9 protein-coding genes are annotated in these 12,863 nt (G+C 62.2%); 4 read left to right on the forward strand and 5 right to left on the reverse strand.

Going from position 1 to position 12,863, the window contains the following annotated elements:
* Nucleotides 1-35: 35 nt before the first annotated feature.
* Nucleotides 36-401: a hypothetical protein gene (locus ACN9MW_RS16825; protein ID WP_426161585.1), complete on the reverse strand. Its 366-nt coding sequence runs from the start codon at nucleotides 399-401 to the stop codon at nucleotides 36-38.
* Between the two features lie 191 nt (nucleotides 402-592).
* On the opposite strand from ACN9MW_RS16825, the gene ACN9MW_RS16830 reads away from it, so the two are divergent.
* From ACN9MW_RS16830 to ACN9MW_RS16840, 3 genes are all read left to right on the forward strand, one after another.
* On the forward strand, nucleotides 593-2,728 hold the full coding sequence (locus tag ACN9MW_RS16830) for a hypothetical protein (protein ID WP_426161586.1): 2,136 nt from the start codon (nucleotides 593-595) through the stop codon (nucleotides 2,726-2,728).
* Nucleotides 2,729-2,837: 109 nt separating this feature from the next.
* Complete coding sequence (locus tag ACN9MW_RS16835) at nucleotides 2,838-5,090, forward strand: PAS domain S-box protein (RefSeq protein ID WP_426161587.1); 2,253 nt, start codon at nucleotides 2,838-2,840, stop codon at nucleotides 5,088-5,090.
* A 30-nt stretch (nucleotides 5,091-5,120) separates the two neighbouring features.
* Complete coding sequence (locus ACN9MW_RS16840; protein WP_426161588.1) at nucleotides 5,121-5,573, forward strand: hypothetical protein; 453 nt, start codon at nucleotides 5,121-5,123, stop codon at nucleotides 5,571-5,573.
* A gap of 18 nt (nucleotides 5,574-5,591) precedes the next feature.
* Here the strand turns inward: ACN9MW_RS16840 and ACN9MW_RS16845 are convergent, their stop codons facing one another.
* The 4 genes from ACN9MW_RS16845 to ACN9MW_RS16860 form a co-directional block, all read right to left on the reverse strand.
* Nucleotides 5,592-6,656, reverse strand: coding sequence for a M35 family metallo-endopeptidase (locus ACN9MW_RS16845; RefSeq protein WP_426161589.1), 1,065 nt, complete (start codon nucleotides 6,654-6,656; stop codon nucleotides 5,592-5,594).
* A gap of 160 nt (nucleotides 6,657-6,816) precedes the next feature.
* Entirely contained in the window at nucleotides 6,817-7,911 is a 1,095-nt protein-coding gene (gene rodA / locus ACN9MW_RS16850) for a rod shape-determining protein RodA (protein WP_426161590.1), read from the reverse strand.
* Nucleotides 7,912-8,043: 132 nt separating this feature from the next.
* Nucleotides 8,044-9,654, reverse strand: coding sequence for a PHA/PHB synthase family protein (locus ACN9MW_RS16855; protein ID WP_426161591.1), 1,611 nt, complete (start codon nucleotides 9,652-9,654; stop codon nucleotides 8,044-8,046).
* Nucleotides 9,655-9,681: 27 nt separating this feature from the next.
* Entirely contained in the window at nucleotides 9,682-10,521 is an 840-nt protein-coding gene (locus ACN9MW_RS16860; RefSeq protein WP_426161592.1) for a universal stress protein, read from the reverse strand.
* Nucleotides 10,522-10,718: 197 nt separating this feature from the next.
* On the opposite strand from ACN9MW_RS16860, the gene ACN9MW_RS16865 reads away from it, so the two are divergent.
* On the forward strand, nucleotides 10,719-12,851 hold the full coding sequence (locus ACN9MW_RS16865; protein WP_426161593.1) for a TonB-dependent siderophore receptor: 2,133 nt from the start codon (nucleotides 10,719-10,721) through the stop codon (nucleotides 12,849-12,851).
* Nucleotides 12,852-12,863 lie beyond the last annotated feature (12 nt).

The raw sequence follows: 12,863 nt of genomic DNA on the forward strand, positions 1-12,863 counted from the left end.
CACACACGCAACGCCAAGTCCAGTGCCGCGTGAAACTAGTGCTCAGGAGCCAGTTCAAGCCGGTTGATGCGGGCCGCCTTGTTGAAGTCGATGGCGATGCGCAGGGCTTGCGGCTGGCATTTCGCACGGTACACGTAAAGCCGGTCCTCCCCGTTTACGTTTCGCGAAAGCAGCTCCAGCACGAGGGGCCGGCTACACCCTTTCATCAGGCCAGGCAGGCCGGGCGCGGCGAGATAGCCGCTCCCCCGTTCGGTGAAGCGTTCCGCAGCGGCCTTGCCGTCGGCAACGGCTTCCAGCACCTCGGCTACCTGGGCCGTAACGTCGGGCTCCATATCGGGGATCGCCGCTGCCGTGTCCATCAGGCAAAGGCCTGTAAAAATTAACAGAATGTTCAATTTCACTGATGACTCCTTCTAACGTTGCGCGCGCGGTCTTGACTGAATTCTTTTGCGTTCTTGAGCAAAATTTCAACTAAATCGGCGAACTTTTCGTAGTTATACTCGGCCCTCACGCTGTTGAGTGCCAAGCCCGGCGGGGCTCGTTGTTCCATCCAAAAACTAGATCTATAACTGCTTCAGGAGAGAATTACAACATGCGCTACACAACCCGTACCACGATCGCTTCCATGGTCATGCTGGCATGCGCCGGCCTGGCCCAAGCCGGTGAAAAAACCATCGACAACCTGACCGTCTTCACCAATACCAAGGCTGCCTCCGCAGAGGGCGTGCTGAGGGTTCACGCGGCACGCTTCGGCCTGCCGGCGAACCTGAACAACCTGGTGCTGGTTTCAGTCAAGGAATCGCTGACCGGCAAGCATTACTACTACCAGCAAATGCTGCGCGGCCTGCCAGTCGACCGCGCCCAGATCGTCGTGTCGATCGGCAAGAACGGCGACCTGCAAAAGATCTTCAACGAAACCCGCCACATTTCTGCCAAGGTTGAGGCCGACGCCGTCAATCAACTGTACAACAAAGCCCAGATCAGCGACGACGAAGCGTTGGACAAAGGCTGGAAAAACATGAAGGTACAGCACAACCTGGTGAACGTGCCATCGTCCACCCTGGTGTGGGTGCCTACCAAGGATGGCGTGCAACTGGCGCGCAAGGTCGACATTGAAGCGGAGATGCCTACCGGCGGTTTCGTCCAGTACCTGAATGCACATGACGGCAGCCTGATCGATTCCTACTCCACCTCGTTGCCACGCACCAACAAAGGCGGTGAGCGCAGCCTGGCCGCGCGCGCCGCAGCGCCGGGCCAGATGCTGGACCGCCATGCCGCTACCGAGGCAGCCAAGGCCAGCACCAGCGTGAACACGCTCAAGGCCGGCAGCACCGCCACGGTGATGGCGGCGTCCGGCATCAACGGCAGCGGCTACGCTTTCGATCCTGACCCACGCACCACCCTGAACACCGATGCGCTGACCGATACCTCGGCCGCGTCTGCCTTCGACGCAGCGTATTCGACCAAAACCTTGCGCGACCTGACTGTGACCGGCGGGGTATATTCGCTGACCGGACCGTACGTCAACATCAAGAACATCGAGTCGCCAAACACGGCACCAAGCACCACTACCAACGGTGTCTGGACTGCCAAGCGCGGCAACAATGCTTTCGATGACACCAACGTCTACTTCCACATCGACCAGAGCCAGCGCTACATGCAGTCGCTGGGCTTCACCGGCACCAAGTCCATCCTCAACCGTTCGATGGACATCGATACCGACGGCGTCAACGGCGACGACAACTCGCACTTCAGCGGCAGCGGTGCAACCGGCTACCTGGCCTTTGGCCATGGCTGCGTCAACGACAGTGAAGATGCCGACGTCATCCTGCACGAGTACGGCCACGGCATCCAGGCCAGCATCAACTCGAGCTGGTCGGGCGGCGACACTGGCGCCATGGGCGAAGGCTTCGGCGACTACTGGGCTGCGTCGTATTCCTACAGCACGCCGAACGGCCAGGTCTACCACCCTGAGTGGGCCTTCAGCTGGGATGGCCACGGCTCCTGCTGGGCCGGCCGCATGCTGAACCGCACCGACGCTAAGTACAACAGCAGCAAGACCTATAGCGCACACAGCTCGGTGACCGAGAACGGGGTGACCTTCCAGTCCGACGAACTGTGGTCGGCGCCGCTGTACTCGTCGATGGTGTCGCTGATCGCCGCCGGCAAGCCGCGCGCGAACATCGACAAGATCATCCTCGAAGCCCACTTCGGCCTCGGCTCGAACATCAAGATGCCAGCGATGGCAACGGCCATCGTGAACGCTGCCAAGACCCTGTTCCCGTCGGACCTGAGCTACGCCAACACCTTCCAGGCCAAGTTCGAGGCGCAGAACATCCTGAGCGGCGCCTCCTGCACACCGGTGAACATGTCGGAAACGGAGAGCAATAACACCATCGCCACTGCGAATGGCATCAGCCAGTCCTGCACCACCGCCAGCGCCAATATCGGCACCAGCAGCGATGTGGACTACTTCGCCATTACGGTTCCAGCAGGCAAGACGCTGACCGCCACCATGACGCCGAACGCCTCGTCGGACTACGACCTGAAGCTGTACAACAGCGCTGGTACCGAGCTGGCATCGAGCGTGAAAGGCACGGGCCAGGCGGATGTTGTAACGCGCGCCAATACGGGCTCGACTGCTGTAACGTGGTATGCCAAGGTGTACTACTACTCGGGTGGCACTGGTTCGACCAGCGGCACCTACACCTTGAAAGCCTCCTGGTAATACACAGCGCACCCCCGCGCTATCGACCGCCTGGCCGCAAGGGCAGGCGGTTTTTTTTCGCCCGAATTCGCTTACAATTGGCATCGCCGAGTCCGCGAAAAGACCAATCATGCAAACTGACCTGGGCAAGTTCATCCTCGAAGAAGCTCCCGGCGGAATCATTGCCACGGACGGCCACGACACCGTGATCTTCTGGACCCGGGGCGCGACGGAAATCTATGGCTATAGCGGCGAAGAAGCGCGCGGCCACAGGCTCGAGGAGCTGATCGGTATGCCGGGCCACCCGGTACGGCGCGAATTCGGGGCCGATTTCGAGTACCTGCGGCGCCGCAAGGACGGCCAGGCAGTGTATATCGGAGCAGCCTGCAAGCCGGTCTACTCTGCCCAGGGCGACATCCGGTACATCATCCACAGCCAGAACGACATCACCGACGCCAAGGCCTTGCGCGACGCGCGCCAGGTCGAATCGCGCTACCGCGGCCTGCTCGAGTCGATGCCCGATGCCATCGTGATGGCCAATTCCACCGGCCGCATCGTGCTGGTCAACAGCCAGGCCGAGCGGCTGTTCGGCTTCGAACCGCGCGAATTGCTGGGGAAACCGGTTGAAGTATTGCTGCCCAATCGCTTCCGCGGCGGCCATGTCTCGCATCGCGCCCAGTATTTCGTGCAGCCGCGCACGCGCACCATGGGGGCGGGGCTGGAACTGTATGGCTTGCGCAAGGACGGGCTGGAATTCCCGGTCGAGATCAGCCTCAGCATGATCCAGATGGAAGAGGGCGCGATCGTCATGAGCGCGATCCGCGATATCGGCGACCGCAAGAAAGCCGAGCAGAAGTTCCGCGGCCTGCTGGAATCGGCGCCGGATCCGATGGTCATCGTCAACGCGCGCGGCGAGATCGTGCTGGTGAACTCCCAGACCGAGCAGCTGTTTGGCTACCAGCGCCAAGAGCTGCTGGGCAAGCCGATTGAAATCCTGATCCCGGCCCGCTTTGCTGGACGGCATCCGGCGGCGCGCAGCAGCTTCTTCGCCAAAGCCCAGCCGCGCGCCATGGGGGCGGGCACCGAACTGTATGCAATGCGCCGCGACGGTTCGGAATTCCCGGTGGAGATCAGCCTCAGTCCCTTGAAGACCGAGGACGAACTGCTGGTATCGAGCGCCATCCGCGACATCAGCGGACGCCGCCAGATCGAGCGCAAGCTGATCGAACAAAAGCTTGAACTGGAGCAAGCCAGCAAAGCCAAGGATCGCTTCCTGGCCAGCATGTCGCATGAGCTGCGCACGCCGCTGAATGCCATTCTCGGCTTCGGCCAGTTGCTGCATAACGAAAAACTCCCGCTGTCGCAACAACAGCGTTACGCCTTCGCCGGCAATATCGTACAGGCCGGGCAGCACCTGCTGCACCTGATCAATGAAACGCTGGACCTGGCGAAGATCGAGGTCGGCGCCGTCACGCTTTCTCTCGAACCGGTGGCGCTGGACGACCTGCTGCATGAAGCGAGCAAGATGGTCGAGGCCATGGCCGATGCGCGGCAGGTCGCGGTTTACCTGTCCGAACCACGCGGCATGCATGTCAAGGCCGACCGCATCCGGCTGCGCCAGATCGTGCTGAACCTGTTGAGCAATGCAATCAAGTACAACAGCAAGGGCGGCCATGTCTGGGTAGCCTGCGGGGCGGCCGACCCCGGGCGGGCCTGGCTGGCAGTGCGCGACGACGGGCCAGGGCTCAGCGGCGAACAGATGGCGGGTCTGTTCCAGCCCTTTAACCGGCTGGGCCAGGAAGGCGGCTCCGAAGAAGGCAGCGGCATCGGCCTGGTGCTGAGCAAACGGCTGGCCGAGTTGATGAACGCGACCATTGGCGTTACGAGCTCGGTGGGCCAGGGCAGCACCTTCACGGTCGAGATGGAAGCCACGGCGCCCCAGCAGTTGCCCCGCAGCGAGGACCAGGAAGGCATGCCGGCGCCGGCAGCGGTGCGCGGCCACCACAGCAAGCCCCGGCTGCTCTATGTCGAAGATAACCCTGCCAACCTGAAGCTTGTGGAAGAGATCGTCAAGCTGCATCTCGACGTTGAGTTGTTGTCGGCCACCGACGGCAATTCCGGTGTGGCCATGGCGCGCGAATACCTGCCGGATGCGATCTTGATGGACATGAACCTGCCCGGCATCAGCGGCCGCGAGGCACAGCGCCGTTTGCGCCAGGATGCCGCAACGCGCGAGATCCCGATCATTGCGCTCTCCGCCAATGCGATGCCGCTTGATGTACAGGCTGCTCTGGAGGCCGGCTTTTTCCGGTACCTGACCAAGCCCTTGAACATCAATGACTTCCTGGAGGTGGTTGGGGAAGCATTGGAACAGTCGCGCTAAAAAGAAGTTTCACGTGTAACGAGGTCTGGAGTGAAAATCAATATTGCAGCCTTGCTAGCAGCCGCCGCGCTGTCAGGGGAAGCGAAAATGCTGGAAGTCACATTCACCGTCAAAGAGGCAGGCGGCCACCCCGTCTTGCACATCGACCTGGCCAACCAATCGGCGCGGCAGCTGAAGGTCCTGCACGCGCTGGCAACCGAAGAAGAGATGTTCGGCAAGCTGTTCGAGGTGCGCGACGCCGAGACCGGGCAACTGCTCGACTACCAGGGCATCATGGTCAAGCGCGGCCCCTTGACGGAAGCCGACTACCGGGCCATGAAACCCGGGGCGCACCTCAGCAATGCCATCGACCTGGCACCCGCGTACGGCTTCAGGCAAGGGCGTCATGCGTACACCATCAGCTACGCCGGGCACTACCTCATGGACGGAAAGGAAATACCGCTCACCGTTGGACCGGTACGCTTCGAACATACCGGCAGGTGAGCGGCGGCAGGGCAGGCCTTATGGCAGGGCTGGAGTGTTCTCGCCGAAATATTCGTGCGAGTCGGCGTTGTCGATGGCCTTGTTAGGATCGCTGATCGCCAGGCTGGCGGCGCCGGACTGGCCGTAGACCCAGTCATCGGTACCGGCCACCACGTTGAAGTGGCTCATCTCATGCACCAGCGTACCGCCCTTGGAGTCGGTGCCGGACATTGGCGCGCTCCAGAATGCCTTGCAGACATAAATCTTGTAAGGCTGGGTTGGATACACATAGGCGTAGTACGTCTTCTTGCAGCCGCAGTCGACGGTGATCGGCTTGGTGGCGAAGGCATCCTTCAGCGCGGCGAAGTGCGATTTCACGGTGGAGTAGCGGCCGGAATTGTAGCTGCCGAACCATTTCGTGTAGCGGGTGCCTGTCTTGTTGGCGCCCAGGTAGGCGTCGCCGTCGTTGGCCATGCCTTGCGCGGTCGACACGGCAGTTGTAATGTCGGCCTGCTGCGAAGTGGTGCACTTGCTGAAGGACAAGCCGGCTGCGCTTGGCAGGGGCTGTTCCGGCGCCTTGGCGATGCTGCCGCGCGGCAGGGTGCCTTCGATCGACACGCTGAGCTCGGCCGATTGCAGGGTGTCCGGCTGCTTCTTGTCAACTGCCTTGCCGGCCGGGTCGACGTTGCTGAACAGCTTGGGCGACTTGGTGCTGTAACGGATGGTGTAGTCGCCCGAGATGCTCATGTTATACATCTGCGACAGTTCCACCGTGACCTTGTGCGATTTGCCCGGCTGGATGACGTAGTAATCGGCTGCCGTGGGCGCCGGGCGCTTGACGTGCATGCCTTCGTACGGCACCCTGGCGCCGTCACGGGTCACGTCGAACAGGGATTCTTCAATGTCGCCGAACGGGGTATGCCATTTCAGGACGTATTGCGGCACCGATGAAGTATTGGTCAGCGTGACCTGCACGACCACGTCGTCGCGCGGGCCCAGCGCGCGCTTGTCCATGCTGATGCTGGCTGTGAGGCCGTCGGCCGCATAGGCGCCCAGGCTGAAGGAAGCTGCGAGTGCGAAAGCGCCAAGGTGTTTCAAGTTCATTCGTCTCTCCGTCCGGTTGTGGTTGGGGTGAGCCAATCTTGACGGGGAGACTGCGGCAATTCAATCGAAATCGGTGCGCTGTCGCTATTTCAACAACGGTTCCGTTATGCCCTGAACAGGAGCCGGGAAATATGTCCAATTCCGGACATTTGTAACAGGCTCAGACCTGGCTTTGACGACGGATGGCCATCAGGATGCCGCAGCCGATTCCCAGTGTCACCAGGGCAGTGCCGCCATAGCTGAAAAAAGGCAGCGGCACGCCAACCACCGGTACCACGCCGCTCACCATGCCGATATTGATGAAGGCATAGGTGAAGAAGATCATGGTGATGGCGCCGCCCAGCAAACGCGAAAATGGCGTCACCGCGCTGGAGGAAATCTGCAGGCCGCGCCAGATCAGCAAGGCGTACGTCACCAGCAGCGCAATCCCGCCGAACAGCCCGAATTCTTCGGCGAAGACCGAGAAGATGAAGTCGGTGGAGCGTTCCGGAATGAAGCCGAGGTGGCCCTGGGTGCCATCCATCCAGCCGCGGCCAGCCATCCCGCCGGAACCGATCGCGATTTTCGCCTGGGTGATCTGGAAACCCTTGCCGGCCGGATCCGAGTCCGGGTTGAGGAAGGTCAGCACCCTTTGGCGCTGGAAGTCGTGCAGCAGTTGCCATACCACCGGCACCGCGGCCAGGGCGCAAGCAGCCAGGGCCGCAAGCGCCTTCCACGATAGCCCGGCCAGCACGATCACATAGAAACCGGCCGCCAGCACCAGCATCGCCGTGCCGAAATCAGGCTGCTTGGCGATCAGTCCCACCGGAATGGCCAGCAGCACCGCGGCCGCGACGAATACTTGCCAGCCCTTGGCGCCATCGAAACGGTGGAAGTACCAGGCCAGCATCATCGGCATCGCGATCTTCATCATCTCGGACGGCTGGAAATCGTGACCGAGATTGAGCCAGCGCGTCGAGCCTTTTTTCGTAACGCCGAACAGGAACACCGCCAACAGCAAGGCGACGCCAAGCGAATACAGCGTGACTGCATGGCGCATCAGCATGGGCGGCGGGATGTTCGCGACCGCCCACATCAGGCCCAGCGCCATCGCCACGTTACGCAACTGCAGTTCGAAGCGCCCCGGGAAGTCGGCCGAGGCGGAATACAGTGTCAACAGGCCAGCCGCCAGCAGCAAGCCAAGGATGGCAGCCAACGGCGCGTCAACAGCCAGCACCGGCCGCAGGCGGCGCCACAAAGAAGAATGACCGGTCATTGGAAGGCCTGCAGCCAGATTACGCGGCCAGCCAGGACGGCAAAGCCGGAAAATGCGATCGCGCCAATCACGGCAAGCCGGCGGCGGAATTGTTTATCCTCATTATTCATGGCCGAAATTATAAGGCCAGGGCTAGCGCTCGCGCACGTAGTTTCCGGGGGCATCGCCTAGCCAGGGATAATCGGCATGGGCCGCCGGCGCCGGCGTGCGCCACCCGCCGCAGCGCCCGTGCAGCCAGGCGGTCCAGTCCTGCCACCAGGAGCCTGGAGTTGGCGTTTGCACCGCCAGCCAGTCCTTGGCGTCGCGGCCCGCGATCAGGGGCGCCGACCAGTATTGCTGTTTGGCGCTGCCGCCCGGCGGATTGATGATGCCCAGGATATGGCCGGAGGCGGTCAGCACAAAATGTACCGGAGCGCCCACCAGCGCCGCGCTGCGGTAGGTGCTGCGCCAGGGGGTGATGTGGTCCGCCACCGCACCCACGGCATACAGGGTTTGGCGGATGCGGCCAAGGTCAAGCTTCTGGCCGCGGATTTCAAGCGCATCCGCGTGGGCCAGCTTGTTGGCCTGGTATAGCTCGCGCAGGCAGAAACTGTGCGTGGCGCGCGGCTGGCGCGTGCCGTCCGAGTTCCAGGCCAGGGGCGCCAGCGCTGGTGCAGGCTCGCCGAGCAGGTACTTGTGCACCACATAGCGCCAGATCTGCGTATTCGGGCGCAGCATGCGGAAGCTCCAGCCGATCTGCTGCGAGTCGAGGAAACCCTGGCGCGCCATCAGGCCGTCCAGCAAGGCCACGCTTTCGTCGTTGATGAAACTGGCGATGTCGCCAGGCTTGGAAAAATCGGTGAGCGTGGCCAGCAGCGTCCAATGGGCAACCGGGACATCGCGCGCCGCCCGATGGCGGCGGTTCAGCCACGCCATCAACGCCGACAGGGCGGTGCCGCCGATGCAATAGCCGACCGCATGCACTTGCGGGACGCCGGCGATATTGCGCGCCGCGTCGATGGCAGCGAGGATGCCATCGAACAGGTGGTCTTCGAAGCTGGCATCCTGCATATTGGCGCGCGGATTCTTCCAGCTCATGACGAACACGTCGAAACCCTGTTGCACCAGGTGCCGCACCATGCTTTGCTGGGCGGTCAGGTCCAGGATGTAGTACTTGTTGATCCAGGGCGGCACCAGGACCAGCGGCATCGCCCGAACTTGCGGGCAAACGGGCGTGTACTGGATCAGTTCCATCATCTGGTTGCGCATCACAACGCGCCCTGGCGTCGCGGCCAGGTCGCGTCCGAGCTGGAACTGGGCCGGATCCACCATGCGCAGGTCGCCCGCCAGCACATCGCGCAGCCATTCTTCAAAGCCGTGCTTCAGGCTGGCCCCGCCGCTGTCGAAGGCGCGTCGCAGTACGACCGGATTGGTCCAGGGGAAGTTGCTGGGGGCTAGAGCGTTGCACCAATGGCGCAGCCAGAAGGCAGCGCTGCGGGCTTCGCTTTCATCCACGCCCGGCGTGTCGTAGACCTGCCGTTCGAGGGTGCGCGTGAAGCCGAGGTATTGCTGCATCAGGCCATGAAAGAACGGATTGTCGCGCCAGGCGTCGTCGCTGAATCGGTCATCGCCCTCCGCAGCTTCCGCCAGCGGCGCAGGCATGCCGGTCGCCCAGGCGACTGTGGCAAGCTCCTGCCACGCCCGGGCCATCTCCAGTGGATGTGCCAGCCATGCGGCGGCGACATTGGCGAACGGATTTGGCATGCAGGCCAGTATAGACCTAATGCGGACCTAATGCGCCATCAGCACAGGAAGCGTCATGCTTTGCAATACCGTACGGGAAGCGCCGCCCAGCATGATTTCTCGCAAGCGGCTATGGCCGTAGCAACCCATGACCAGCAAATCGGCATCGAGATCCGATGCGAAGGAGAGCAGGGCAGAACCGACGTCGATCGTCGTCGCTTGCGAGGAGACTTCGACCTTGATGCCATGGCGCGCCAGGTAGAGGGCCATGTCTGCGCCCGGTTCGCTGCCGTGGGCCTCGGGTTCGCGGCCGGCATTGAACACAGCCAGCGTGACTTTGCCGGCCTGCTCCATCAGCGGAATGGCAGCGGTGATGGCGCGGGTGGCCTCCATGCTGCCGTCCCAGGCCACCAGCACACGCTGGAACGGCGCTCCGAAATGGCCGGCATAGGGCACCACCAATACCGGCCTTGCGCTGTTCATGGCCACATATTCGGGTGTTTCTTCTTCCATTGGCGAAATCGGATCGTCCGGGTTGACCTGGCCCAGTATCAGGAGGTCGCCGTAGCGCGACTGCAGCACCAGGCCATCCGCGGCCTGGTCGTCAAGCAGGCGGGATTCGAAGGACGGCAGGTCCAGCATCGCGCATTGCGACTCGAAACGCCGCAAGCTGTCGCGGGCGGCTTCCCGCGCTTCGTCGATGCATTGGGCTGCCAGGCTGACACCCATGGCGGTGGCATGGTCGGCGTACAGGAAGCGAGAAATACCGCTCATCGCCGCACCGACCAGGCGGCCTTTTGACATGCGCACGATCTGGGATGCCAGCCGTACCCGGCGCTCGGTATCGGCGGAACTATTCACGTGCACAACGACAGTCTTGAACCCCATGGCAGCCTCCGGGATGGATAGATATGAAAAAGTCTAGGGTTATGCGCAATCCAGCGGCATGATCTGGGTCAATTTCAATCTAATCCGGTAACTTGCATAAGCAAGTGTTGACTTTTAGATGCGAATAGTTATCATTTACGGTTTCGAATAAAGCCAGCTCCCCGCCAGCTAATCATTGATAATTAGCTGAGGTAACGATGGACAAGAAGAAGTTGGCGGTATTGCTTGGGTTGGCATTTCCGGGTGCTGTCCTGGCGGAAGACGCTGCAGTGATGCCGCAGATCCAGGTCACTGCGCAAAGGCCGGATACCTACACCGCGGAACGCAGCCGGACGGCCACGCCGCTGAGCATTTCGCCGCGCGACACGCCGCAATCGATATCCGTGATGACCCAGCAGCGCATCGAGGACCAGGCGTTACAGACCGTGACCGATGTGGTCAACAATGTGACCGGCGTTTCGGTCAACCAGTATGAGACGCATCGCGCCGGTTTTACCGCGCGCGGCTTCGACATTGACAACCTGCAGATCGACGGCGTGCCGACGGCCTGGGAGCAGGCATGGAGTTCCGGCGAAGTATTGGGGAGCCTGGCCCTCTACGACCGTGTGGAAGTGGTGCGCGGCGCCACCGGCCTGATGACGGGCGCCGGCAATCCTTCGGCGGCCATCAACCTGGTGCGCAAGCGTGCGGCCAGCAAGGAGCTCACCGGCAGCGCGCAGCTTGGCACCGGCCGCTGGAACGAGCGCCGCGCCATGGCAGACGTTTCGACCCCGGTCAATGCCAGCGGTAGCGTACGCGCCCGGGTGGTCGGTGAATACCAGCGTTCCGACAGCTGGGTCGATCTGATGAAGAGCAAAAGCCACACTTTCTATGGCACTGTAGAAGCCGACCTGGCGCCCGGCACCGTGCTTTCCGCCGGCTACAGCCGCCAGGAAAACGACCCGCAAGGCCCGATGTGGGGCGGCCTGCCGTACTGGTACACCGACGGCAGCAAGACCAACTGGGATGTCTCGAAAACGTCGGCGGCCGGGTGGACGCGCTGGGAAACAGCGTACGAGAACGCCTTCGCCAACCTTGAACACAGCTTCGACAACGGCTGGAGGCTGCGCGCCGGCTTCAGTCATGGCGACCGCAAGGCCGATTCCGCGCTGCTTTACCTCTCAGGGGTACCTGAGCGCGCGACGGGACTGGGCATGGGCGCGTTTGCAGGCTCCTACATTACGCACACCCGGCAGGACGACTTCAGCCTTCATGCCAGCGGACCCTTTGCGCTCGCCGGGCGCAAGCATGAAGCGGCGTTCGGCTACATGCACTCGAAGCAGGAATTCAATGCCGACAGCCGTGCCGCCGATTACGGCAGTGACTACCCTCCGGTAGGCGATTTCAATCACTGGAATGGTGCAGCGTATCCTGAGCCGAATTGGGGCGCGCCGACATTTTACGAAAAGAGCGTGACCCGGCAGGAAGCGTTGTACGGTGTTGCGCGCTTCTCGATCACCGATCCGCTGAAGGCGATTATCGGAGCGCGCCTCACCAACTACGACAAGACCGGCGCCGGAGCCTGGAGCCCGGCCTATCAGCTGAAGCACGACCACGAATTGACGCCCTATGCCGGCGTGGTATATGACCTCAGCGACAACCTGTCTGCCTACGCCAGTTACACCGACATTTTCCAGCCGCAGAACCGCAAGGACCTGGCGGGAAATATCCTGGACCCGGTAGTCGGCAAGAGCTACGAGGGCGGCATCAAAGGCGAATTCCTGGACGGCCGCGTGAATGCGTCGTTTGCGGTATTCAGGATCAAGCAGGACAAGCTCGCCCAGGAGGCCGGCCTGGTCGACCGCGATGGCACAGGCCCGCTTGCGCCGGAAGCGTACTACCGCGCCGCAAGCGGCGCCAAGAGCGATGGCTTTGAGTTCGAGGTCTCGGGAGAACTGGCGCCCGGCTGGAACGCCACCGCGGGATTTTCCCAGTTCAGGGCCAAGGATGCCGCGGGCGCCGATTTCAACGGCGTCTATCCACGCAAACTGTTCCGCGTCTTCACTACCTACCGCCTGGATGCGCTGACTGTGGGCGGCGGCCTGAATTGGGAAAGCCGTACCTACACCCTGGATCCGGCTGCTCCCGCCGGGACCAATGGCGTGATTGAACAGGGTTCCTTCGCGCTGGCCAGCCTGATGGCACGCTACGACATCACCAGGCAGCTTTCGGCGCAGGTCAACGTGAGCAACCTGTTCGACAAACAGCATTTCGGCATGTTCGCCGCCTATGGCGCCATCACCTACGCCGCACCGCGCAGTGTATCGGCGAGTCTGAAGTATCGCTTCTGATGCGAGGCTGAC

Source organism: Pseudoduganella sp. R-34 (assembly GCF_049904655.1).
In the GTDB taxonomy this organism is placed as follows: domain Bacteria; phylum Pseudomonadota; class Gammaproteobacteria; order Burkholderiales; family Burkholderiaceae_D; genus Rugamonas.

What these genes read in the sequence shown, in the direction of transcription:
- ACN9MW_RS16830 (WP_426161586.1), top strand. Translation starts at nt 593, where the DNA reads ATGCGCTACACAACCCGTACCACGATCGCTTCCATGGTCATGCTGGCA.
- ACN9MW_RS16835 (WP_426161587.1), top strand. Translation starts at nt 2,838, where the DNA reads ATGCAAACTGACCTGGGCAAGTTCATCCTCGAAGAAGCTCCCGGCGGA.
- ACN9MW_RS16845 (WP_426161589.1), bottom strand. Translation starts at nt 6,656, where the DNA reads ATGAACTTGAAACACCTTGGCGCTTTCGCACTCGCAGCTTCCTTCAGC.
- rodA (WP_426161590.1), bottom strand. Translation starts at nt 7,911, where the DNA reads ATGACCGGTCATTCTTCTTTGTGGCGCCGCCTGCGGCCGGTGCTGGCT.
- ACN9MW_RS16855 (WP_426161591.1), bottom strand. Translation starts at nt 9,654, where the DNA reads ATGCCAAATCCGTTCGCCAATGTCGCCGCCGCATGGCTGGCACATCCA.
- ACN9MW_RS16860 (WP_426161592.1), bottom strand. Translation starts at nt 10,521, where the DNA reads ATGGGGTTCAAGACTGTCGTTGTGCACGTGAATAGTTCCGCCGATACC.
- ACN9MW_RS16865 (WP_426161593.1), top strand. Translation starts at nt 10,719, where the DNA reads ATGGACAAGAAGAAGTTGGCGGTATTGCTTGGGTTGGCATTTCCGGGT.